15 protein-coding genes are annotated in these 21,653 nt (G+C 67.8%); 8 read left to right on the top strand and 7 right to left on the bottom strand.

Translation table 11 applies throughout. From position 1 onward, the window contains the following. The first annotated feature begins 98 nt into the window (after positions 1–98). Together GS424_RS02840 and GS424_RS02845 are read left to right on the top strand one after the other, a co-directional pair. Entirely contained in the window at positions 99–1,919 is a 1,821-nt protein-coding gene (locus GS424_RS02840) for a flavocytochrome c (RefSeq protein WP_160943570.1), read from the top strand. A 159-nt stretch (positions 1,920–2,078) separates the two neighbouring features. Continuing rightward, positions 2,079–3,467 (top strand): helix-turn-helix domain-containing protein, encoded by a 1,389-nt coding sequence (locus GS424_RS02845; RefSeq protein WP_244977646.1) that lies wholly within the window; start codon positions 2,079–2,081, stop codon positions 3,465–3,467. Between the two features lie 11 nt (positions 3,468–3,478). Here the strand turns inward: GS424_RS02845 and GS424_RS02850 are convergent, their stop codons facing one another. The 5 genes from GS424_RS02850 to GS424_RS02870 form a co-directional block, all read right to left on the bottom strand. Then, positions 3,479–5,305 (bottom strand): UvrD-helicase domain-containing protein, encoded by a 1,827-nt coding sequence (locus GS424_RS02850; RefSeq protein ID WP_160943569.1) that lies wholly within the window; start codon positions 5,303–5,305, stop codon positions 3,479–3,481. Between the two features lie 216 nt (positions 5,306–5,521). After that, positions 5,522–6,559, bottom strand: a complete 1,038-nt coding sequence (locus GS424_RS02855; RefSeq protein WP_244977647.1) for a 4Fe-4S binding protein — start codon at positions 6,557–6,559, stop codon at positions 5,522–5,524. An 8-nt stretch (positions 6,560–6,567) separates the two neighbouring features. Continuing rightward, a complete protein-coding gene (locus GS424_RS02860; RefSeq protein WP_160943568.1) occupies positions 6,568–7,209 on the bottom strand; it encodes a 4Fe-4S dicluster domain-containing protein in 642 nt (213 codons plus the stop codon). A gap of 25 nt (positions 7,210–7,234) precedes the next feature. Continuing rightward, positions 7,235–7,945, bottom strand: a complete 711-nt coding sequence (locus GS424_RS02865) for a TorD/DmsD family molecular chaperone (protein WP_160943567.1) — start codon at positions 7,943–7,945, stop codon at positions 7,235–7,237. Between the two features lie 2 nt (positions 7,946–7,947). Next, positions 7,948–8,808 carry a hypothetical protein gene (locus GS424_RS02870; protein ID WP_160943566.1) on the bottom strand — a complete coding sequence of 287 codons (861 nt, stop codon included), beginning with the start codon at positions 8,806–8,808 and terminating at the stop codon, positions 7,948–7,950. A gap of 232 nt (positions 8,809–9,040) precedes the next feature. On the opposite strand from GS424_RS02870, the gene GS424_RS02875 reads away from it, so the two are divergent. Both GS424_RS02875 and GS424_RS02880 read left to right on the top strand, forming a co-directional pair. After that, on the top strand, positions 9,041–9,277 hold the full coding sequence (locus GS424_RS02875) for a helix-turn-helix domain-containing protein (protein WP_160943565.1): 237 nt from the start codon (positions 9,041–9,043) through the stop codon (positions 9,275–9,277). 99 nt (positions 9,278–9,376) lie between these two features. Next, entirely contained in the window at positions 9,377–10,561 is a 1,185-nt protein-coding gene (locus tag GS424_RS02880; RefSeq protein ID WP_160943564.1) for a 4Fe-4S binding protein, read from the top strand. Here GS424_RS02880 and GS424_RS02885 read toward each other — a convergent pair. Next, a complete protein-coding gene (locus GS424_RS02885) occupies positions 10,558–11,484 on the bottom strand; it encodes a LysR family transcriptional regulator (protein ID WP_160943563.1) in 927 nt (308 codons plus the stop codon). The genes GS424_RS02880 and GS424_RS02885 overlap by 4 nt on opposite strands. Positions 11,485–11,622: 138 nt before the next feature. Between GS424_RS02885 and GS424_RS02890 the strand changes: the two genes are divergently transcribed. The 3 genes from GS424_RS02890 to GS424_RS02900 are packed head-to-tail and all read left to right on the top strand — an operon-like array spanning position 11,623 to position 16,063. Beyond that, the gene (locus GS424_RS02890; protein ID WP_160943562.1) at positions 11,623–14,517 is read left to right on the top strand and encodes a molybdopterin-containing oxidoreductase family protein; all 2,895 of its coding nucleotides are present in this window, start codon (positions 11,623–11,625) and stop codon (positions 14,515–14,517) included. Between the two features lies 1 nt (position 14,518). Further along, positions 14,519–15,157, top strand: a complete 639-nt coding sequence (locus tag GS424_RS02895) for a 4Fe-4S dicluster domain-containing protein (RefSeq protein WP_160943561.1) — start codon at positions 14,519–14,521, stop codon at positions 15,155–15,157. Next, on the top strand, positions 15,158–16,063 hold the full coding sequence (locus GS424_RS02900; RefSeq protein WP_193666540.1) for a dimethyl sulfoxide reductase anchor subunit family protein: 906 nt from the start codon (positions 15,158–15,160) through the stop codon (positions 16,061–16,063). A gap of 475 nt (positions 16,064–16,538) precedes the next feature. On the opposite strand, the gene GS424_RS02905 is transcribed toward GS424_RS02900, so the two are convergent. Beyond that, on the bottom strand, positions 16,539–18,071 hold the full coding sequence (locus GS424_RS02905) for a response regulator transcription factor (protein WP_160943677.1): 1,533 nt from the start codon (positions 18,069–18,071) through the stop codon (positions 16,539–16,541). A 272-nt stretch (positions 18,072–18,343) separates the two neighbouring features. Between GS424_RS02905 and GS424_RS02910 the strand changes: the two genes are divergently transcribed. Then, positions 18,344–21,652: a molybdopterin dinucleotide binding domain-containing protein gene (locus GS424_RS02910; RefSeq protein WP_160943676.1), complete on the top strand. Its 3,309-nt coding sequence runs from the start codon at positions 18,344–18,346 to the stop codon at positions 21,650–21,652. Position 21,653 lies beyond the last annotated feature (1 nt).

A 21,653-nucleotide genomic window follows, 5' to 3' on the forward strand; every position in this document is an offset into this window, starting at 1 on the left:
CTGCGGTGATGCGGGCGGGCGCCCCTTCGTCGTAGCATCGGCTCGCCGAAGAGGGAACTTCGGCCGAGCACTGCATCACCGCAACCAAGGAGGGAACCATGTCCAATCTTTCACGCAGGAACTTCATCACCGGCGGCGCCATCGCCGCGCTGGGCGGCACGCTGGCGCTTGCGGGCTGCGCGCCGAAGGGCGAGGCGGCTTCGGCGGCGTCGGGCGTCACGGGCGAAGGCGCGCAAGCGTGGACCGGCACGTCCAACGGCAAGGGCGGCGAGCTCACCGTGGAGGTCATCACCGAGGGCGACGCCATCGCCCGCATCAACCTGCTGAAGTCGCGCGAGTCGTACGGCGTGGGCACCGCCGGCATCGACATCCTGAGCGACCTCATCGTGGAGCACCAGACGCTCAACGTGGACACCGTGTCGGGCGCCACCGTGTCGAGCATGGCGTTCCTGTCGGCCGTCTCCGACGCTATCGACGCATCGGGCATGAAGGCGAGCGAGTGGAAGAAGCGCGACAAGGCCGTGCCGCAAGCCCCCGAGGGCCTCGAGACCGACGTGGACGTCGTGGTGGTGGGCGCCGGCGGCGCGGGCTACGCGGCCGCGCTGACGGTTGCCGAGGCCGGCAAGAAGGTGGTGCTGCTGGAGAAGCTGGGCATCACGGGCGGTGACACCATCCTGTCGGGCGGCGCCATGGCCGTGCCGGGCAACTGGTTCCAGCGCAAGGAGGGCATCGACGACAGCGTGGAGCGCATGGCCGAGGACATGATCGTCGGCGGCGACCACGTGGGCGACCCCGACCTCGTGAACGTCATCTGCAACGGCGCGTACAACGCCATGGAGTGGCTCATCTTCGAGGGCGGCGTGGCCTGGCAGCCCTACGAGCGCTTCTTCGGCGGGCACTCGGTTTCGCGCTCGCTCATCCCCGAGGGCAACGAAGGCAGCGGTATCATCTGCAAGCTGGACAAGCGCGCCGAGGCCCTGAAAACCCTCAAGGTGTGCCGCAACACGAAGGCCGAGGAGCTCGTGCAGGACGCGTCGGGCGCGGTCGTGGGGCTCAAGGCCACGAACACGGCGACGGGCGAGAGCTACGACTTCAAGGCGAAGGCCGTCATCCTCGCGGCCGGCGGATTCGGCTCCAACGTGGAGATGCGCATGCAGTACAACCCCGAGATGGACGAGAAGATCCTCTCCACCGACTCGGTGGGCGCCACGGGCGACTGCCACGTCATGGCCGAGAAGATCGGCGCGAACCTCATCGACATGCAGTACATCCAAACCTACCCCACCTGCGACACGCAGACGGGCGCGCTGCTGTACGTGGGCAACATGCGTCTGGAGAACCGCGCCATCTGCATCAACAAGGAAGGCGACCGCTTCGTCGAGGAGATGGAGCGCCGCGACGTCATCTCGAACGCCATCAAGGAGCAGACCGACGGCATCGGCTACATGATCTTCAACCAGGACGGCCTCGACCACACCGACATCGCCACGGTGAACGCGGCCGAGATGGACGGCCTCATCGGCCGCAACCAGCTGGTGAAGGCCGACACCATCGCCGAGGCCTGCGAGCCCTTCGGCATCGATGCGGCCGAGCTTGAGAAGACGGTCGAGAAGTGGAACGGCTACTGCAAGGACGGCGCCGACCCCGACTTCAACTACCGTGCGGCGCTCAACCCCATCGAGGGCGGCCCCTACTACATCCTGGCCTACAAGCCCTCGGTGCACTACACCATGGGCGGCCTGCACATCAACACCGACGCGCAGGTGCTCGACAACGACGGCGCGCCCATCCCCGGCCTGTTCGCGGCCGGCGAGCAGGCGGGCCACAAGATGGGCACGAACCGCCTGGGCTCCTGCTCCATCACCGACGTGTTCGTGTTCGGCCGCGTGGCCGGCGCGAACGCGGCGGCGCTCGCCTAACCGATCCTCCTCCCTCCCTGCAGCGCGGGCCCCGTTCGTCTCGGACGGGGCCCGCATGCGCGTCGCTTGGCAGGAGGGGCGCATTCCTCTATGATGCAGCTCATGCGAATCGATGCATCCACAACGGAAGAACCCCTCGTCCCGGACCCTCGTTCGGGCTTGGCGTCGATAATCCGCGCGGTCGATCGCGCCGCCGCGCTCGACAGCGTGGGGCTGGCGTGCTATATCGCCTGGAGCTTCGTGTTCTGGAACGGGTCGCTGCTGTTCGGCAGCGTGTCCGGCGCAGCTCCCATGGGCGACCTGCTGGCGGTGCAGGGGGCCTTCACCGCGCTGACGGCGCTGCTGCTGGTGCTGTCGGTGCGCAAGGCGGCGCCGCTGCGCACGCGCAGGCTGCTGCTGGGGGCGTTCGCCCTCGTTTCCAGCTTGGCCGTGGTGGTGGCCGCGTTCGTGGGCTACCGGGAAGCGCCCATGGAGTGGATGTGGCTCGGGTTCGCGTTGAGCGGGCTGGGCAGCACGCTGCGCCTCGGCTGGGAAGAGCGGCTGAGCGTGCGGGGCGTGGCGCGCACGGCGCTGTGCGCGGGGCTGGCGTACCTGCTGGGGTTCGTGCTGTTCGCGATCATCTCGCTGCTGCCGCCCGTCGTGGCGCTCGTGGCGTCGGCGCTGCTGCCGTTCGGCGCGTACGCGCTGCTGCTGCGCGGGACGGCGCAGGTGCCGACGGCGCCCGAGCCGTCGAGGGCGAGCCTGCACGAGCTGCTGGCCAGCATCCCGTGGAAGCTCATCGTTGCCATCGCGCTCGCGTATTTCAGCTACGGGGCCACGCGTATGGGCGGGGTCATGGGCGGCCTGGCCGCGTCGGGCGCCGGGCACGTGGCCGTGGCGGGCATTCCCGCGCTCGGCTGCCTCATCGCCATCGCGCTGGCGTTCTGCTTCTATCGAAAAAACGCGCTTCTGGCGTTCTACCTGGCGTTTCCGCTCATGGGAATCGCCGCTATCGTGCCGGCGTCGGTGGATCCGCTCGGCGGCACCACCACGTTCTGCATCGCGCTCGTGGGGGCCGAGCTGGTGAAGTACCTCGTGTGGTTCCTGCTGATCGACTCCATCATCAAGGACGGCCTGTCGGCGCTGCTGTGCCTGGCGCTCATGCGGTTCGCCCAGTGGGGCGGCAGCTGCCTGGGGCAGCTGGCCGCCGACGCGCTGCCCACGCAGGAGGCGGTGACCATCGCCGTCCTCGTGTCGCTCGTGGTGGCGCTGCTCGTGATCATCGGCGCGCCCGTGGCGGCGAAGGCCGCGGCGGGCGGCAGCGCGGCGGGGGAGGCGAGCGACCTCGAAGCCCGCGTGGCCCTGGCGGCAGCGCGCTTCAGGCTGTCGCCGCGCGAGCAGGAGGTGCTCGCCATCTGGGCCACCGGCCACACGGGCGCCTACATCGAGAAGCAGCTGTTCATCTCGAAGAACACGGTGAAGACCCACCTCAACCACATCTACGCGAAGACGAAAACCGCCAACCGGGAAGAGCTGCTCGAGCTGCTGGAGGCCCTGGACGTCGAATAGCGTCTCGATCCCTATGCTTCCGCCGGCGCAAGCTGCTCCAGGAACACGCTGGGCTCGATGGCGCAGGTGCGGATGCCGTCCTTCAGGCGGATGCGGCTGATCTTGAGCTTCAGCTTGCCCGCGCTTTCGAGGTCGGTGGACGCGAAATACGACAGCGCCAGCGTGCGGCCGGCCTTTCCCGTCAGCGCGCGCACGCGCCGCTCGTCGACGGCGCGCATCTTCTCCTGGCGCTCGGGCGGGGTCACCGTGGCGTCGAAGTAGTCGCGGGAGGGGATGAAGCCGTTGACGAAGCCGGCGACGATCAGCAGGTCGGGCGAGAAGCCGCATGCGAGATCGTAGGGGACGACGGCCACCGCGTCGGCAGCCTCCAGGGTGGGTGCGAGCAGGCGCTCGGCCAGGCGTCGCGCCATCGCGGCGGCATCGTCGGCCGCGCCGCCGCTGCCCGAGCCGTCGTCGGCCAGGCACTGCTCGCGCAGGACGGCGGGTGCGTGCTGCTCCGTCCCTCCAGTGACGATGCGCGCCAGCTCGTCGAGCAGCGCCTCGCCCGTCAGCCCGCGCGCCTGCTCGATGAGCGCGCGCCCGGCGCGGTGCGCTTCGGCCACGCGCTGCGCGCCCACCACCTGGTCGTCGCTGCCGTCGACGGCAGCGAGCGCCCGCACGAGGCCGACGCCCTGTTCCTCGGCGAGCGAGCGCAGGTTGGCGAAAGCCGCGCTGTTCACGAGGTAGTCGCCGAAGCCGCACCAGCAGCGCCACGCCGCGGCGTCGTCCGGGTTCGCCGCCAGGTTGAGCGCCGTCGCGATGCGCGCGGGCACGCAGCGGGCGTTGTCGCGGATGTCGCCGCGCAGGGGCTGCGCGTCGGGAAGCGCTTCGGCGCGCACGCCCTGCGCCGCGAGCGCGGCGACCACGTTGCGCGACCACACGCCGTTCGGCACGGCCACGACGATCCGCCGCGCGGACGAGCCGGCGGCGACGGCCTCGGCGACGGTGCGCGCGACCAGCTCGAACTCGGCCTCGGGGGTGTCGCTGCGCAGGATCAGCGGGGTGCGCGCGGCGGCCGCATCGGCGGCCAGCCGCTCGTGAACGGCGTGGGGATGCGTCGCGAGGAACTCGTCGATCCCGTCGGCATAGGGGTAGGAATCGTATACCTCGATGCAGGTTTCCGCGTCGCCCGCCACGGCGATCGAGCGTGCGGCGACGAGGCTCGCCAGCGTTTGGGAGGCGCGGCTCGCGCACGCGAAGTCGTCGACCAGCACGTGCGCCCAGGAGCGGGCGGCGCGCGCTTCGCCGCAGCCGCGCAGGTAGCGCACGGCGAGGTTCGCCGCCTCGGGCTCCACGATGGCGCGCATGAAGGACAGGTTCGCCTTCAGCAGCGCATGGACGTCGGTCTCCTCTCCCGGCAGCAGCCAGGCGGGATCGTCGTCGGCCAGCTCGGTCCACGACCGGTAGAAGAACTTGAGCATCTCGCGCAGCCGCTTCGGCCTGAGCCCGCTCACCTTCATGTCCTCCATGAGGAACGTCTCCTCGAAGGCGGTCAGCAGCCGCGGCTCCCGTCCCGACCAGCGGCGCGCGCCATCGTCGGCCAGCACGTCGAGCGCCAGGGCCCGCGCGGTGGTCACGGTCGCGCCCGCGGCGCGCTCGGCGCCTGCCCGGGCGGCCAGCCGCTCCGAGAACAGGCGCGCCGCCTGGGGCGTCGCGCACAGCACCAGCACGCTGTGCGCCGCGGCGTCCTCCGTCAGCAGCGCGGCGGCGCGCTCGACGAGGCGCTGCGTCTTGCCGCTGCCGACGCCGCCGGTGATGAGCAGGGATTCCGTCGTTTCGAAGGTCGTTTCACCTGTCATGGGTTTTCATTCCTCCAGGTCGCGGTTCGTCAGGTTCGGTGCGGAAGCGGCACCCCTCTTTCATCGGGAGGGAGGGGGAGGGGTGCCGCTTCCGGGCAAAAGGCGGCTTGTCCCCCAGAGCCCTTGCCAAGCCGCCTTTTGCCCGGAAGCGGGGCGCGCCCGATTCCGGAAGCGCGGCCCGGCTGCTGCAGCTGGCCGGGCCGCGCGGGAGGGGGTTTACGGTGCGGTGCGCGCATCGCCGGCGTCGCGAGCGTCGCTCGCGTCGGCCGTGCCGGCCGCATCGACGGTCGTGGCGACGGGTGCGTCCGACGAGCGCTTGGGCAGCAGCGGCATGGTGATCGCGTTCGCGGGGCATGCGTCCACGCAGGCGCGGCATTTCGTGCACTCGCTCCATGCGGCGCGCGACAGCTGCGGGTGGCGCGGGTCGATGCCCTCTTCGCAGGCGCGGCCGCAGGCGCCGCACGCGGCTCCCTTGGCCGTCTCCAGGCACTTCGCGTCGTCGATCGTGGGCACGAACGTCTTGTTCGCCTTCGCGATGAGGCTCATGAACGCCGAGAGCGGGCACAGCTTGTGGCACCACTTCTTGAACAGCAGCACCTCGGCGATGAGCAGCGCGGGCACCACGATGAGCGACCAGGTGACGTCGCCGTGCGCGAACAGGTTGATGACCAGCAGGATGGTGGCGAACGTGAGCCCGATGGGGCAGACGAGGCAGAACACCGGGAAGCCGAAGATGAAGGTGGACGCCAACGCGCCGCCCAGCACGAAGTGGCGCGCGTCGGGCGCGGCCCCGCGCTTGGCCGCGCAGGAGGCGCATCCGCCCGCGTCCTTCGCTCCCTTCGAGCACGAGACGCTCAGCGCGTCGGCCTCGGCCTTCGTGAGCGGCGCGGCAGCGGGCTCGGGCTCGGCGTCGGCGTCGACGCCGACGGCATCGTCGCGCTTGACGGGCTGCTTCTTCGCGAACACGCCGCGCAGCTTCTGCACGAGCGGCACGGGGCACATCCATCCGCAGAACGCGCGGGCGAACAGAACGATGAGCAGCACCATCGCGATCAGCGAGATCACGGCGCGCGGCACCATCATCTTGGAGGCGAGCATGGTGCCCAGGGCGCCCAGCGGGCACAGAATGGAGATGTCCCAGATGCCCGGCGCCGACATGGTGCCGATCCCGACGTTCGTCACGAAGCCGACGGTGACGACGGCGATGATGGCCAGCGCGCAGGCGGTGCGCAGCGTTTTGGAATTCTTCTTCATGGGGGCACCTATCCTTCAACTTCGTCGAGCGGGTGGACGACGATGGCGCGCGCCGTGGCCCCCTCGGCGATGGAGCCGTTTTGCAGCGAGACGCACACGCTCTCGCACGCGCCGCATCCGTTGCACTTGTCCTCCAGCACGATGGGACGGTTGTCCTTGTCCAGCTCCATGGCCTCGTAGGGGCACGCGTCGTAGCAGAACCGGCATCCGGTGAGCTTGTAGGCCAGGCACCAATCCTCGCGGATGACCGCCTTGCCGATGATGGTGTTCTCGGCCGTGGCGTCGGCGGGCAGCTTGAGCGCTTCGGTGGGGCAGGCGCTCACGCACAGCGGGGTGCCGTCGTGCTCGTCGGCGCACCAGTCGCACCAGTTCGCGGAGAAGTCGAACGTGGGGGTGCGCATGTTCAGCACGCCGTCCTCGAGGTGGGCGGGCGCGATGACGTCGCGCGGGCAGATCTCGTAGCATTTCTCGCAGCGGATGCACGCCGAGATAAGCCGCTCCTCGTCCTGGCCTCCCGGCGGGCGCACGAGGGACTGCGATCCCGCGTACTTCAATCCGCCCAAGCCCAGCATGACCGCCGCGCCGCCCGCGCCCAAGCACAGCGTGCGGCGCGTCATGCCGGTGTAGGTTCTCTCCTGCTTGTTCTCCATCGCTCCTTCTTTCGATCCCGCGCGGCTAGTCCGCGGCCAGCACGTCGGCGAGGAACGCCTCGTCGGTTTGGAGGAAGCCGTCCGTCAGGTACGCGAGGCCGCGGTAGAGGTCGGTCTGCGCGAAGCGCTTCATGTCGGACGTCATCATGGGGGCCCATGCCGCCAGGTGGTCTTCGAGGAAGTTCTTCTGCGTGGTCAGCAGGGCGATCGCCTCGGCCTCGTCGCCGTCGCGCAGCGCGTTCACCGTGCGCGTGGCCATGATCTGCTCGAATTCCAGCTCGAGCGCCACGTGGTCCTCGCCCTCCTTCCACGTGTCCTGCTTGTCGAGGCCGGCGCTGCGGTAGATGGCCAGCACCTCGTCGCGAGCCTCCTGCATGAGCAGGCGCTTCTCGGAGGTGTACACCGATTCGAACGGGTAGGCGGCCGAGAACGCGTCCACGCCGTGCCCGATGAACACGCGCACGTAGTCGATGGCGAGGTCGGTGATGCTGTTGTCCCAGGTGTTGCTCAGGTACGTGGCCAGCAGGCGGTAGCCCTCATCCACGTTCTTGTTGCCCGTCTTGGCGGGGAAGCGCATGCCGCGCAGCTCGTCGAGGAGGGGCTGGTCCACCTCCACGCGGTACAGGCGCGACAGCAGGCCGTACGTGGCGGCACGCTGCTCGTTGAGGGTGATGAACTCCTGCATCGTGGCTTCGTCGGCGAGGGGCTGGGGTGCGGATGCGGTTGCGTCGGTCATGGTTAGTCCTCCTTGGATGCGGCGGTTGCGGGGGCGTCGGCGAGCAGGTCGAGGCCGGTGCGGCCGATGTCGGTGATGCACCACGCCTTCTTCCAGACGAGCGCATCGCATTTCTCCAGCCGGTCGATGAAGTGGGGCGCGTAGAAGCGGGGCTTCTGCACGAGCGGGTCGTGGTCGACCGCGTCGTTGATGGCGGGCGTGGCGGCACCGCCATCCGCTGCGCACAGGTTGAGAATGCGCTGGTAGATGGGTGCGTAGGCGGCATCCTCCTCCAGGAGGGCGCGCAGGCGGTCGAGCGGTTTGTCGGCTTCGAGCGCCGCGATGCCGGGCGCGGTGGCAAGCCAGTAGGTTTCGACGGGCTCGCGCGCTTCCAGGTACTCGACGCCGTCCACGACGACGGTTTCCGGCTCGATCTCGGCGTCGTCGGCGGGGTCGCCGTCGGCCGTGACGCGCTCGAGCGCGCCCGCCTTCTCCAGCAGGGAGCACAGGTTGGCCGCGCTGTACACCGAGAAGTTGTTCGCTTGCAGCTCGTCCACCTGCGCCTTCACGGCGGAGGCGGGCTGCGGCTGGGCGCACGCGGCCAGGATGCCCAGCAGCACCGTGCGGCGCGGCGCCATGGCTTTCAGCAGGTCGTCGATGCGTTCCTCGGCGGGGCGCTCGCAGGCGACGGACGCGCCGGACGGGGTCGCGTCCGCATCGGCGTCCGCGGTCTCGCGTGCGAGCGCATCCTCGGCGGCGCTCACCGTGGCGACGAACTCGTCGGCGCGCCCTTCGGTTTCGTCATCGTCGAAATCTTCAAGTGGATCGAACCCGTCGTAGTCTGGTTCAAGAGAAAGGTGTTGGTTCGTGGAATCGTGAGTCATGTTCCGCCCCTCGTGACATTGTTTGCATCTACGGCGCACAGCACCGCGAACCTCACCCCTGAGGTTCCCACTTTTGCAAACAATGCCCGCTTCGCACGCAACCTGCGTGCCGGCGGACTCCCCAAGGCCACATGATAGGCACGCCCGTCGAAGGTGTCAAGCGCGATTTTCTCGCGCTCTTCCCCGGACTCGCGTCGCGGATCGTCTCGCGTCCCTTACGCTAGGGGGCATCATGAACGCATCCGACCGACAACTCGAACTGGGAAAACGCATTGCCGAGCTTCGCCAAGCTGAGCGTCTTTCGGTGCGCCGTCTCGCCCTCATCGTCGGCACCGGTTACTCCCATGTGATAAAAATCGAAAAAGGCAGGGTGGATGTTCGGTATTCGCTGCTGTGCAGAATCGCCGATGGCCTGGGCGTTCGGGTGGGGGAATTGACCGACGAGCCTCGTGCGGAAGGCGAGCGGTAGCGGCCTCGGTTTTCCGAGCGCTTTCTTTTCCTCTCGCGCAGACGGGCGAAAGTGGCTATACTGGGCGGTGCAAGGGGGTAGACGAGAAAGGGTGAAGTCATGGCTCACGTGACTAATTTCCTCGGTCTGCTCGAACAACTTCAGAGCGCCGACATCACGGTTCATCAGGGCCGTTGCGCTGTTGTGCGCAATCGCAACGCGACGTGCATGAAGTGCGCCGAGGTGTGCACGAGCGGCTGCATCTCCTACGACGACAACGAGCTGACCATCGAGCCCGAGCGGTGCATCGGGTGCGGCACCTGCGCCACCGTGTGCCCCACCTGCGCGCTCGAGGCGCATCGTCCGAACGATGCCGAGCTGCTGCAATCGTGCCGCGCGGCCTGCGAGGCGGCCGACGGCGAGGTGGTCGTCGCGTGCGAGCAGCTGCTTGCCGCGGCGGACGGGCTGTACGACCCCGCGAAGGTGGTGGGCGTCACCTGTTTGGGACGCGTGGAGGAGAGCTTGCTGGTCACGCTGGCGGCGCTCGGCGCGCGGCGCGTGGTTCTCGTGCAGGCGCGGTGCGCGGAGTGCGAACACGCTTCGGGGTTCGAGACGGCCCGGCTCGTGCGCGACACGGCGCTCGCGCTGCTGGAAACCTGGAACAACGATATGCGCATCGACCTGGTGGAAAAGCTTCCCTCGGCCGTGCGCCGGTCGGGCGACGAGGGCTACGACGCAAGCCGCCGGAGCTTCTTCTCCAGCGTGAAGGACGAGGCGAAGAGCGCCGCGGCGGTCACCGCCGACTACGCCGTCAAGGACGCGCTGGGCGTGGAGGAGCCGCCGGAGCCGAAGTTCGTGAAGGTGGGCAAGGACGGCACGCTGCCTCATTTCATCCCCGACCGCCGCGGTCGCCTGCTTGCGGCGCTCGGCGAGCTGGGGCAGCCGCAGGACGTGCTCATCGACACGCGCCTGTGGGGTCACGTGATCATCGACCCCGAGAAGTGCTCGTCGTGCCAGATGTGCGCCACGTTCTGCCCCACCGGGGCCATCGCGAAGTACGCGGGCGAGGACGGCTCGATCGGCGTGACGCACCGCCCGGTCGATTGCGTGAAGTGCCGGTGCTGCGCCGATATCTGCGCGCAGGGGGCGCTCGAGCTGTCCGACGAGGTGTTCGCCGTCGACCTGCTGTCGGGCGCGCAGGAGCGCTATCCGATGAAGCCGCTCAAGAACCCTCCGGGCAACCCCCACCAGATCTGGCACTCCATGAAGGATCTCCTCGGCTGCGACCAGGTGTACGAGCGCTAACCCTCGTGCGCGGTGTCGGCGGCGAAGCGCCGGGCTTCTTCCTCGAGGGCGTCGAGGAAGAAGCCGATGGCGCCGGTGCGCTCGTCGGCCCGGAACAGCGCGTAGAAGGGGAAGCACGCCTCAGCGTCCGCGAAGGGAAGCGCGCAGTTTCCTTCCGACTGCGGCTGCTGCTTCTGGATGGACTCCTCCACCACCAGGATGTTGTCCGCGATGTCGAGCGTGGGGAAGTCCTGGGCGGATTGGATGAACACCGGGCGGTACAGGGGCCGCACGCCCTTGCTCGCGAATATCTTGCGCGCCAGCTCGGCGCCGGCGATGGCATAGCCGCCGTCCGGCGAGAGCATGCTCTGGTGGTCGATGTCCTCGAGGACGAGCGTCTCGTTGCCGGCGAGCGGGTGGTCCTTCGCCATGATGGCGATGAGCGGGTCGTCGAACAGGTGGATGCGGCCGATGCCGGCCGGCAAGTTCGCGTCGTGCTCCTGCATGGTGAATGCGACGTCCAACTCGCCCTTCTGCAGCATCTCGACGTACGGTCGATGGTGGAGATTGCGGTAGCTCAAGGTCAGCGGCGCGTCGCTTTTCCGCTGACGGTTGACGATGCTCGTGACGAAACGCAGGATGTGCGCGTTGCGGTACAGCCCGCCCACGACGATCGGTGGGTTGCGCTTGAGCGCCGCGATGCGCTCGAGCGTGCGGTCGTGCGTCTCGATGATGTCGATGGCCCCCTCGAACAGCGCCTGGCCCTCCTGCGTCAGGCGCACCTGCGCGCTCGAACGCGTCAGCACCTCCGCGCCGCATTCCTTCTCCAACGCCAAGACGTGTTTGCTGAGCGTGGACTGCGCCGTGTTGAGGTTCCGCGCGGCTTCGCTGAAGCTCAGGCAGCGCACGAGCTCGACGAACTCCCTCAGATGCGAAATGTGCATATCCCTATTCCCCCCTGGAATGCTTGAACGCAAACGTATCGCTTGAGCATGCCATCAGCGCTTTTTACGATAGATGGCGAAGAGCGCTCTTCGGGCAAGTATAGCGAACAACGCATCGAGTGAACTAGAGGAGGGTGAATGAAACCGTTGAATTGCACGCGCCGGACGTTCGTGAAAAGCGCCGCGGTCACGGGCGCCGCGTTGGGGTTGACCTCGGCGACGCCGTTTTCGGCGCTCGCTCAAAGCGAGGCGCAGCCGGGGGGAGAGGTTCAGAAGATTCGGAGCCACTGCCGCGCATGCGGCAAGATGGAATGCGCCACGTGGGTGTGGGTGCAGGATGGCCGCGTCATCGACATCACAGGCGACGAAAGCGCCATCACGAGCCGCGGCAACCTGTGCGCCAAGGGAAAGTCGGCCACGCAGGCGCTGTACCATCCCGGCCGCGTCCGCTACCCGATGAAACGCACGAACCCGAAGGGCGAAGACCCCGGTTGGGTCCGCATCAGCTGGGACGAGGCCATCGAGGCGGGCGCGAAGGGCTTCCAGGAGTGCATGGACAAGTACGGCGGCCCCGCCATCAAGTCGCTGCACGGCACGAGCCGCATCACCAGCTACGGCTCCATGATGTTCGGCTATTACGTGGGCAGCCCCAACGGCGGCTGCACGGCGGGCCAGATCTGCAAGGGGCCGCGCTGCGAGTCGGGCGCGATGACCTGCTTCCCGGCGCACTGGATCTCGCTCAACGACGGCGTCGAGGTATTCTTCCAGTGGGGAACCAACCAGGAGGTGTCGAACTACGACAACGCGAACCGCGTGACCGTGGACGCCCAGGTGAACGCCCGTAAATCCATCTGCGTGGGGCCGCGCTTGCAGAACCTCGGCAAGGAGGCCGACATCAGGGTGCACCTGCGCCCCGGCACCGATGACGCGTTCGGCATGGGCATGCTCAACATCATCGTGAACGAGATGCAGTCGTTCGACGAGCTGTTTGCGAAGAAGTGGACGAACGGCCCCTTCCTGTACGTGGAGGAGCTGGCGCCGAGCGGCTACACGTGGACGGCGACGCTGGAAAACCAGAGCTATCCGCTGAACATCGAGACGCGCCTGCTCAAGGAGTCGGACGTGCGCGAGGGCGGCAGCACGAAGCGTTTCATGGTGTGGGATGCGAAGAACGGGCGCCTGACCTACTTCGATGCCGAAACCGCGCTGTGGAAGGGAGAAAGCGAATACGTCAAGCCCACGGAGATGACGAAGCACGGCGAAGGCTACCTCGTGGAGGACAACGGGTTCCAGGTGGACATCGACCCGGCCCTCGACGGCTCGTACGAGGTGGAGCTGAAGGACGGCCGCACGGTGCGCGCCACCCCCACGTTCCAGATGTTCCGCGACAAGCTGGCCGAATGGACGCCCGAGAAAACCGCCGAGCACTGCTGGATCAGCGAAGACGTGCTGCGCGAGGCCGCCGAGGAATACGGCTGCAAGCTCATGCAGGGCGGCATCCAGTACCAGCTGCCGTTGGAGCATGCGGGCAACGCCGTCCAGTCGACGCGCATCCCGCTGATCCTCTCGGCGCTCATGGGCAACCTCGACACGCCCGGCGGCAACCGCGGCGGCGAGTCGGTGCACTACCTGTACAACGTGTTCATCAACTACGCCACGCCGTTCGGCGCGCCCCAGCAAGCCCCTGAGCTGCGCGCACGCGTCGCCGGCGGCGAGAAGTTCCCGCTGCTGCCGTACTTCCAGACCATCGGCGGCGCGGCGTTCCACCACGATCAGACCACCGCGACGGACATGATCCTCACGGGCAACCCGTACCCCATCCGTTCGATGATCTCCTCCACGGGCACGCACCATCATTCGGGAAACGCGACGCGCAACTGGGAGGCGTTCAAGACGCTCGACTTCTACTGGGCGGCCGAGCTGTGGTTCTCGCCGACGGTGGAGCTTGCCGACATACTCGTGCCGGCCGCGCACTTCCTCGAGGTGGACAACCTGCGTATCTCGCAGGGCGCCGAAAGCGGTTTCGGCGCGCAGGTGGCCGCGGTGCCGCCGCTGGCCGAGGCGCGCTGGGACACCCCGCAGATCATCCAGATCACGAAGAAGATGGGCATCCCCTGGTGGCCGACGAGCGCCGAGGCTGCGCCGCCGTGGTGGCCGAAGGAGTGGCTCGAAACGCCCTGGCCGGACGAGCAGCAGGTGAACGAGTTGGCCATCTTCCATTCCACTCACGGCATGCAGATTCCCGGCCCCGACGGCGACAAGCTGGAATTCAAGGACTGGGACGATTTCAAGCAGCAGTACCAGGAGCATGGCCAGTGGGACCTGCGCAAGGTGAGCCCCATCGGCTACTACCGTCGCCACCTGCTGGGATTCATGCGCGCCGATGGCCTACCAGGTTGGGAGACGCCCACGACGAAGTTCGAGCTGTGGTCGACGATCCTCGAGTCGTACCATCCCGGCGAGCAGCTTCCGGTGGTGCGCGAGCCGCAGGAAAGCCCGTACTCCACGCCCGACGTGTACGAAGAGTACCCCATCGTTTTGACGTCGGGGCGGCGCATCCCCGTGTTCTTCCACAGCGAGGGCCGTCAGCAGCCGTATTGCCGCGAGCAGGCGGTGGTCCCGACGTTCCAGATCAACCCCGTCACCGCGGGCGAGCTGGGCATCGAGCAGGGCGACTGGTGCTGGATCGAGTCGCGTCGCGGCAAGATACGCCAGGTGGCCGATCTGTTCTACGGCATCGCGCCCGGCGTGGTGGAGGCGGATCACGGCTGGTGGTTCCCCGAGCTTCCGGCGCCGACGCACGGATGGGAGCTGTCGAACATCAATGCGCTGGTGGACGACCAGGCGCAAGACCCCATCAGCGGCGCGACGACGTTGCGCGGCTACCTGGTGAAGATCTACAAGGCGACGCCCGAGAACTGCCCGAACGGGATCGTGGTTCCCTGTGCGCCGGAAGACGGCACGCCCATCATCGTGGAGCCCGACGACCCGCGCCTGAAAGACTGGATGCCCGTGAAACCCGAGGAGGTGTGATATGACCCAGTACGCTATCGTCACGGACTTGAACCGCTGCGTATCGTGCCTGAACTGCTCGGTGTCGTGCAAGATGGTCAACGGCATCGCGCCGGGCGCGTTCTGGAGCAAGGTGCTGCGCATCGGGCCGAACCCGACGCCGGGCGGCTCGGGGCAGTTCCCCGATGTTGAGATGTACTACCTGCCGGTGACCTGCCAGCACTGCAAAGATCCCGAGTGCGTGAAGGTGTGCCCGACCGGCGCCTCGCACAAGCTGGAGGACGGCACCGTGCAGATCGACAAGTCGAAGTGCATCGGCTGCCAGTTCTGCGCCATGTCGTGCCCGTACGGGGTACGCTACTTGAACGAGGTTGAACGCGTGGTGGAGAAGTGCACCTTGTGCGAGCAGAAGATCGCCCAGGGAGAGCTGCCCGAATGCGTGCGGCAGTGCGGCGGGCGCGCCCGGTTCTTCGGCGATATGGAGAAGGGAATCGAGACGTTCGTCGGGCCTCCCGACAAGGACGGGCGGTTCCTCCCGATCACCGAGACGAGCAAGCCCTGGTCCGACGCGGACGTGCACCATCTGCCCGACGTGGGCAACAAGCCCTCGTACGTGTACATCCTGCGCAACCGCACGTGGCAGGGAAAGGAGGAGATGTAAATGGAACTCCAGTGGCCTTTGATTATCTTTACCACGCTGGTGGCGTGGAGCGCGGGGCTGTTCGGGACGCAGGCTCTGATGGCCGTGTTCGGCGTCGGGAAGCGGGCGCAGGTGCCGGCGTGGGTTGCGTCGGCGGTGCTCTTGGCCGCGGGCGGGATCGCGGTGTTCTTCCATCTCGAGCACTGGGAGCGGATCTTCAACGGGTTCGGGCACCTGACCTCCGGGATCACGCAGGAGCTCATCGCGATCGTGGTCTTGGCGGTGGCGGCCGTGGCCTACCTCGCGCTCATGCGCAAGTCCGACGACGGCGCGAGCGTGCCGAAGTGGCTGGCGTGGCTGTCCGTCGCGCTGTCGGTGGTGCTCGTGGCCGTCATGGCGCACAGCTACACGATGGCCGCCCGCCCCGCCTGGGACTCGGCCCTCTGGATCCTCTACGTCCTCGGCAACGCCTGCGTGTTGGGCCCCGCGACGTTCGCCCTCCTCTCCGCCTTGGCTGCAGGGGGACCCGCAGGCCAGCCCGCCGAGCGCGCAGCCGGCGCCGGGGCCCCCGCTGGTCTCGCCGCCCTCGCCGGCGCCGCCCTCAACGCCCTCGCAACCCTCGCCTTCGCCGCCTTCCTCCAGCTCTCCGCCGGCTCCTTCGCCGACGTCGGCCTCTACTTCGACCCGACGCACCCGACGAAGGCCATGGCCGACGCAGCCGCGACGGTGGGCTCCCAGGCCCCGCTCCTGTGGCTCGGCGCGCTCGCCGTCGGCGCGATCGTCCCGCTCGCGGCCGCCTTCATGGGCAGGCGCACGGGGAACTGGAGGCTCTGGGCCCCGGTCGCGATAGCCGCCGCCCTCGTCGGAGCCGTCTGCATGCGCGTCGTCTTCTACAACCTGGGGCTCAGCGTGTTCATGTTCTACTAGCGCATCCCCCGATAGCGCCTGCGGAGATCCCTCCAACGAAGCGAGCCCCTCCGCAGGCGCACAGGGGGCGGGGCGCTACACCCGCAGACGCACGGGTCGGGGCCCTCCCCGTGCGCGCGACCCTCCCCGGCCCTCCTCGAGCGCGATTCGTCTCCCCATACCCCCTTGCAAACGACGGATCGCCCTCGAGGAGGGCCGGGGCCGGGCTCCCGAGTGGGCTCCGGCGCCTCTTCTGCGAGTTTTTCGACTTCGTGGCAAGCGGGCTCCCGAAGCCGGTTCCCCCATCAGGCGTTTCGCAAGCGCGAGAAAGCGCGCCGGCGGAAGCCGGCGGCTACGTGCGGGAGAAACCCCTGGTCGGGTTTCTCCCCGCTTGCCACGAAGTCGAAAAAGTCGCAGAAACCGCCGCGATTCCCGCCCGCGACGGCGGCGGCCGAATGCCGTTGGACCTCGAGCGGCCGCCTCGCGGCCGCTTCGCTTACGCGGCTTCTTCCTCCGCACCTTCCACCAGGTCCATCAGCTCTTGCTGGGTGTGGATGTCGAGCTTTTTGTAGATGTGGCGCATGTGGGTGCGGGCGGTGCCCTCGGAGATGTAGAGCTGCTCCTGGATGTAGGCGGCGTTGCGGCCTTTCGCCAGCAGGAACAGGACTTCCGTCTCCTTCTTCGACAGGAGGTAGCGGTTCGCCACCAGCTCGCACTTGCGCTTGAACCGGCCGGCGCGCGCCTTCTCGGGCGACTCGGCGTGCTCGCGCCCGCGGAGCATCTCGCCTGCCGGGTTGTCCGATTCGCCCACGATGAGGGCGCGCAGCTCGCTGCCGCGCGGCAGGGCGCCGAAGCCGAAGATGATGCACGCGAACACGACGATCAGCGTGTTCGCCGGATTGGTTGCGGAGTCGAGCGCGGGGATGGCGAGGGAGGCCGTCATCCCGATGAGCGCGCCCAGCGCGAGCGCCCCGCGCCCGAATCCGAACACCACGAACGACGTCAGGCGGAAGCGCTGGGTGATGTCGGCGTAGCTCACCCACATGGTGCCCTCGAACAGGAGGTAGCACAGCAGCAGCGCGAACGTGGTGAAGGGCGTCGCGTCGGCGATGAAGTAGACCGCGACCAGCGCGATCGCGATGAGGGGCAACAGGGGACGGAACATGAAGTTGATGTGCTGGCGCTGCGTCAGCATGACGGCGATCATGAGCGCGCACGCCGTGAGCGCGGCCGCCCCGATGCAGACGATCTGCGTTCCCAAGCCTCCGACCAGATGCATGTCGGCGATGGCCTGCGTGCGTACGGCGCCCAGCGCGAACCCGAACAGCAGGCTGGGCGCGCACAGGCGCAGCGCGAACGGGGTTTTCCTCACCTTGAGCGTGATGGCGGCGAACTCGAGCTTGTCGACGAGCACGGTGCTGCACCGGTAGAGGCACCAGCATTCGAGGAACGGGATGAGGGCCGCGGCCAGGGCTCCCAGCGGATGGAACAGGTCGAGGTTCGACACGGCCGTGTACAGTGCGATGCCCGCCACCAGCGAGAGCGCCGTGCTGGTGACGATGGTGGCGATGTCGCATTGCCCGAACGACACGCCGTAGCTCATCAGGAGGATGGCCGAGCCGATGCCGGTGGTCGCACCTCCCGCTGCGAGCGCGGCGATTCCCAGCGGCGTCCCGACGTCCGCCAAGCACATGAGCAGCGTGCCGGCGAAGCCGAGCGTCGCGCCGACGAATCGGATGCGCGCGCGGCGCCGCTGCGTGGCGAACAGGCGGCGGTACGCGCGCGACAGCACGCCGTAGCTCAGCAGCGTCATGACGAAGAACACGAGCGACACGGGGTGGAAGAGCCCGGCCGGCACCGCCGGATCGGCCGCGTTCCAGAAGAACAGCTGCTGGCCGTTGAACATCGTGAGGTAGACCCACGCCCAGTGGGCGCCGAAGCCGACGATGAGCGTCGGCGACAGCTTCCCCAACGAGAACCCCTCGTCCTCGCGCACCTCCAGTTTGAGCCGCGGAAGCTTGATTTCCATCAGGTACCCGCTTTCCCCCTCGTCTGCGAACCCTCGCCGTCCATCATACTGCACCGTCGTCGGGTTGCTGCTCCGCGCCTGCCACCTTTCCCCTTTGTTGATGGCTGTTTCCTGGGGTTTTGCGAAAAATCATAGCCACGGTATGATGCCCTGCCGCCCCGCCTCGACGCAAAATCATAGCGCTGCTGGGAGGGTGTACCCGCCTTCGCCGCCTAGGATGGCTCCATCGTTTCAGGTATGAAGCGAGAGACGAGAAAGGAAGGTGGGGATCAATGGCTCAGCTCACGCTCACGCGCCGCAGCTTCATGAAGGCGATGGCGGTCACCGGTGCCGCTGCATCGCTCACGGCGGTCGCCGAGCCGATGCAGGCGCTCGCCGAGGGCGTCGATGCCGATGCGGGGGAAGTCAAACGCGTTCGCTCGTGCTGCCGCGCCTGCGGCAAGGTGGAGTGCGGCGTTTGGGTAACCGTGCGCGACGGCAAGGTCGTCAAGGTGGAGGGCGACGAGTCCGCGCCGCAAAGCCGCGGGCACTGCTGCTCGAAGTCGCAGTCGTCGATGCAGGCGCTGTACCATCCCGACCGCCTTCGCTTCCCGGTGAAGCGCACGAACCCCAAGGGCGAGGACGATCCCGGTTGGGTGCGCATCACGCTGGACGAGGCGTTCGAGATATGCGGCGAGAAGCTCAAGGAAGTGAAGGAGAAGTACGGCGGAGAGTCCATCTTCGTGATGTGCGGCACGTCGCGCGTGTGGTCGCTCGGGCCCTACCAGGGCATGAAGCAGCTGTTCGGCACGCCGAACGCGCACTTGGCCTACCAGGTGTGCAAGGGCCCGCGCCACTTCGGCGGCATCATGACCGACGAGATGGGGTCGCCGTGGATGGAGGTGGAGGCCGAGCCCAGCGTGTACGTGCAATGGGGCACGGCATGCGAGTACTCCAACTACGACTCCACGAACCGCACCATCACCGACGTCGCGCACCGCGCGTCGAAGCACATCGTGGTGGACCCGCGCGTCACGCCGCTGGGCAAGGAAGCCGACATCTGGCTGCCGCTGCGCCCCGGCACCGACGGCGCGCTGGCGCTGTCGTGGCTCAACTGGGTCATCGAGAACGAGGCCTACGACGACACCATGGTGCGCCGCTGGTCGAACGCGTCGTTCCTCTACGTGGACGACAAGGCCGAGCTCACCGAAGGCTGGCTGGTCGAGGGCAACGGCGGCATCAACATGAAGACGAAGCTGCTGACCGAGGCCGACCTCAAGGAGGACGGCAAGTACCAGCGTTTCATCGTGTGGGACGAGGCGAACGAGCGCCTGACGTACTGGGACGCCGAGCTGGGCATGTGGGAGGGCGAGGAGCATCGCATCCCCACCACCGGCACGTGGATCGAGCATCCGTACAAGCCGCTCGTGGCCGACGCGTGGCTGCCCGACCAGTCGACGTTCGCCGATCCGGCCACCGAGCCCGACCGCTTCCCCGACGGCTCGGACGCCTGCAACCCCAAGGGCTTGCCGAAGCGTCCGGCGCTGCTTCCCGGCGAGGTGGAGGTGACGCTCAAGGACGGCTCCGTGCATCAGGCGCGCACCGTATGGGACGCGTTCCGCCAGATGACAGGCGAGTACACGCTGGAGAAGACCGAGGAGGTCACCGGCGTTCCGGCCGCGAAGAACGAGGAAGCCGTGCGCGCCTGGGCCACCCGCATCAACCCGCTGCACGGCAACGGCGGCATCCACTTCCAGCTGGCCACCGACCAGAACGGCAACTCCATCCAGAACGTGCGCGCGCTGCAGATCCTGTCGTGCATCACCGGCAACTCCGACGAGCCGGCCGGCAACCGCGGCTCGTCGAAGGCGCAGTTCGACGGCAACCCCGGACGCTCCAACATGCAGGCCGGCGCGCCGTACGGCGACGAGGCCAAGACGTGGGACGGCCGCGACGTCGACCTCGAGGGGCTCGCCGCGAAGATGCAGGATTTCGTGCAGTACCTCATCGACAACGACTCGCCTTTGGCCGAGCGCTACGGCAACAAGGTGCCCAGCCATGAGGAAGCCCTCGTCATCGCCCAGCGCATGGGCGGCGCGTTCCGCACGTCGCAGGCGTGGCCGAACCCCAAGACCGTGTTCGAGCGCCAGGCCAACGAGGTTGACGCCGAGCGCTTCCCGCTCAACCGCTACTGGGCGCGCTGGGCGGATGCGAACTCCATCTGGGACGGCTGCCTCGACAACGACGTGCCGTACCAGCTGCATGCGGGCGTGTGCCAGTCGGGCGACTTCATGAACATGGGCAACATCGACGTGGCGTGGGAAGCCATGACGAAGCTCGACTTCTTCACCGACATCAACCTGTGGTTCTGCCCGAACAACGGCAACGCCGACGTCATCTTCCCGTGCTATCACTGGCTGGAAGTGGACACGACGCGCGTCAGCCAGGGCGCCGGCGGGTTCTTCGGCTGCGGGTGCGCCGCCGTCGAGGCGCCGGGCGAGTGCATCTACGACCCCGACTGGAACGTGGGCATGTACAAGGCCATGGGCGTGCCGTGGAACACGAAGGACGAGTCGGCCGAGCCGTCCGAGATCCTCAACTTCGGCGAGAAGACCGACTACCGTTGGCCGAACCGCAGCCGCGTGCTCAAGGACAACGTGGACGCGTGGAAGACGGCCGAGTTCCCCGACGGACCCACCTGGGAGCAGGCGAAAGAGCACTTCCAGAAGAATGGCTGGATGGATTGCCGCACGTGGCATCCCGAGCGGTGGGGCACGTACCGCCGCCACGAGATGGGCTGGCGTCGCCAGCAGGGCGGCTTCAACCTGTACCCGCTCGTGGACGATCATCCGGGCTTCATGACGCCGTCGGGCCTCATCGAGATCTGGTCGCTCGTGTGCGAGGCGTACCTGGGCGACGAGGACAAGTTCCCCGTGTACCGCGAGCCCACGAACTCGCCGGTGACCACGCCCGAGTACTTCGACGCCGCGAAGGCCGCCGATATCGACGAGTCGAAGATCCGCAACGCCGACTATCCCGCCAGCTTGCAAGAGCACGCCGACGCGACGTTCCTCATGACCACGGGTGCGCGCCAGCCGGTGTACTTCCACTCCGAGCATCGTCAGCTGCCGTGGTGCCGCGAGCTGTGGCCCGCGCCGCGCCTGGAGATGAACCCGAACGACGCCGCGCGTCTGGGGCTCGAGCAGGGCGATTGGGTGTGGATCGAGAGCCCGTGGGGCAAGGTGCGCGAGGTGCTGGATCTGTACTACGGCATCAGCAAGGGCGTGGTGAACGCGAACCACGCGTGGTGGTTCCCCGAGATGGACACGGCCAGCCACGGCTACGAGCTGGTGAACATCAACTGCGTGATGGACCCGTACGGCCAGGACGTGGTGTGCGGCGCGGCCACGATGCGCTCGGTTCCCGTGCTGGTGTACAAGGCGACCGAGGAGAACTCGCCGTTCGGCAACCCGGTTCCGTGCGACCCGCAGGGCAACCCGTGCATCTGCGATGCGGGCGACCCGCGGTTGAAAGAATGGATGGGAACGGGGCTGCGGTCCCGCGTCGAAGGCGAAGAAGCGTGGACCGGAGAGGGGGCGTAAA

Origin of the sequence: Eggerthella guodeyinii (assembly GCF_009834925.2) — a bacterium.
Lineage (GTDB): Bacteria > Actinomycetota > Coriobacteriia > Coriobacteriales > Eggerthellaceae > Eggerthella > Eggerthella guodeyinii.

Excerpts from the sequence above, each read along its gene's own strand:
- GS424_RS02870 (WP_160943566.1), bottom strand. The coding sequence starts at position 8,808 with ATGACTCACGATTCCACGAACCAACACCTTTCTCTTGAACCAGACTAC.
- GS424_RS02890 (WP_160943562.1), top strand. The coding sequence starts at position 11,623 with ATGAAACCGTTGAATTGCACGCGCCGGACGTTCGTGAAAAGCGCCGCG.
- GS424_RS02910 (WP_160943676.1), top strand. The coding sequence starts at position 18,344 with ATGGCTCAGCTCACGCTCACGCGCCGCAGCTTCATGAAGGCGATGGCG.
- GS424_RS02895 (WP_160943561.1), top strand. The coding sequence starts at position 14,519 with ATGACCCAGTACGCTATCGTCACGGACTTGAACCGCTGCGTATCGTGC.
- GS424_RS02875 (WP_160943565.1), top strand. The coding sequence starts at position 9,041 with ATGAACGCATCCGACCGACAACTCGAACTGGGAAAACGCATTGCCGAG.
- GS424_RS02865 (WP_160943567.1), bottom strand. The coding sequence starts at position 7,945 with ATGACCGACGCAACCGCATCCGCACCCCAGCCCCTCGCCGACGAAGCC.
- GS424_RS02860 (WP_160943568.1), bottom strand. The coding sequence starts at position 7,209 with ATGGAGAACAAGCAGGAGAGAACCTACACCGGCATGACGCGCCGCACG.
- GS424_RS02855 (WP_244977647.1), bottom strand. The coding sequence starts at position 6,559 with ATGAAGAAGAATTCCAAAACGCTGCGCACCGCCTGCGCGCTGGCCATC.
- GS424_RS02840 (WP_160943570.1), top strand. The coding sequence starts at position 99 with ATGTCCAATCTTTCACGCAGGAACTTCATCACCGGCGGCGCCATCGCC.
- GS424_RS02885 (WP_160943563.1), bottom strand. The coding sequence starts at position 11,484 with ATGCACATTTCGCATCTGAGGGAGTTCGTCGAGCTCGTGCGCTGCCTG.
- GS424_RS02850 (WP_160943569.1), bottom strand. The coding sequence starts at position 5,305 with ATGACAGGTGAAACGACCTTCGAAACGACGGAATCCCTGCTCATCACC.
- GS424_RS02900 (WP_193666540.1), top strand. The coding sequence starts at position 15,158 with ATGGAACTCCAGTGGCCTTTGATTATCTTTACCACGCTGGTGGCGTGG.
- GS424_RS02905 (WP_160943677.1), bottom strand. The coding sequence starts at position 18,071 with ATGGAAATCAAGCTTCCGCGGCTCAAACTGGAGGTGCGCGAGGACGAG.
- GS424_RS02880 (WP_160943564.1), top strand. The coding sequence starts at position 9,377 with ATGGCTCACGTGACTAATTTCCTCGGTCTGCTCGAACAACTTCAGAGC.